The organism is Azotobacter armeniacus (genome assembly GCF_054779355.1).
In genome coordinates, this window is record NZ_BAAGYK010000074.1 from 1 (window position 1) to 1423 (window position 1423).

The 1423-nt window shown below is 62.5% G+C and carries 2 protein-coding genes; both read right to left on the reverse strand.

Going from position 1 to position 1423, the window contains the following annotated elements; translation table 11 throughout:
• A partial coding sequence (locus tag ACYVD0_RS12090; protein WP_460427039.1) for a helix-turn-helix domain-containing protein occupies window positions 1-398 on the reverse strand: 398 nt, incomplete at its 3' end.
• Window positions 399-606: 208 nt separating this feature from the next.
• Window positions 607-1215, reverse strand: coding sequence for an ATP-binding cassette domain-containing protein (locus ACYVD0_RS12095; protein WP_460427040.1), 609 nt, complete (start codon window positions 1213-1215; stop codon window positions 607-609).
• Window positions 1216-1423 lie beyond the last annotated feature (208 nt).

The window sequence follows — 1423 nt, forward strand, 5'->3', positions numbered from 1 at the left end:
AAGCCGAGCAGCTTCATGACTCGGCTCACGGCGGACAGTGACAGCGTCTTGCCGAACTGGCGGCGGATCAGTTCGGCAATCAGCGACAGGGTCCACAGGCCGAATTCGAAGCGGTATTGCAGCGGCGAGTGGTCCCGAACGGTCTGTGCCAGCCAGCGCATTTCCTCGGCACTGATCCTGGGCGGACGTCCGGGAACCGGCTTGGCGAGCAGGGCGTTCTGTCCGCCATTGGCAAAGTCGGACAGCCAGCGAAAGACGCTGCGGATATTGACGCCGAAGGCGGCCGCCACGCTTTGGACTGTCTGCCCTTCGCGAACGGCCTTGATCGCCTGTTGACGCATGACCTGGAGGGAGTGGTGGTCGATTGCCCGACCATCGGAGTTTCGTTTGCATTTCATCGGGGTATTGTCTCTCAATATGACAATACTTTCGATAGGCTTAGTATATGCCATTGCTGGAAGCTGCCGGCCGCGTAGGACTCTTCAGCTGTCGTTTTCAGAAGATGGCGGCACTGAATGTCAGAAGCCGACTGCACTACAGCATCGGAGGGGGGTAGATCTATCAGGCAACGACGGGCGGCTGCCGGCCAGGAGCGGACCTCCACCCTCAGGCGACTTCATGGATTCCGGTAGGCGACAGCATCAGCCTTCGGGTCACACCGATGGCATCGAGAAATGCCTGGTCATGGCTGATCACCACCATTGCCCCTTCGTAGGCACCCAGCGCCTGTTCCAGCTGACCGATCGCGCCCAGGTCGAGGTTGTTCGTCGGCTCATCGAGTAGGAGCAACTGCGGTGCCGGGTCTGCATGCAGCACGCAGGCGAGCACCGCCCTGAGGCGTTCCCCGCCCGACAACTGACTTGCCGGCAGGTGCATGCGTGACCCGCGGAATTGCAGGCGCGCCAACAGGTCGGCACGCTCGTGCGCAGGCATGCTCGGGGCGGACTCGGCTAAGTTCTCCGCCACGGAGCGTGCAGGATCGAGTAACTCCAGCCGTTGCGACAGGTAGGCGACCCGGCCCGGGCCATGCCGTAGCGTGCCTTCGAAGGGAACCGCCTCCCCCGCCAGGATCCTGAGCAAGGTCGTCTTGCCGGCGCCGTTGGCGCCTAGCAGTGCGATGCGCTCCGGTCCACGGATCGACAGCGATACGCCGCTGCTGCCGAAGAGCGATCGCTGCCCATGGGCGACGCGCAGCCCCTCGCAGGTGATCAGCAACCGGCCCAGCGGAACACGGGTGGCAGGCAGCGACAGGTCCGGGATGGATGTCGAGTCGATCGAGCGCGCCGCATCGAGCAGACGGGCGCGTGTCTGCGCTAGGTCCTGTTAACACTATTTGCTATAATGCAGCAAATAGTGTTGAGACCGAGTGCCATGCAACTGACCGCCGAGCAATTCAAACAAATCGAAGGCTTGTTGCCGCGCC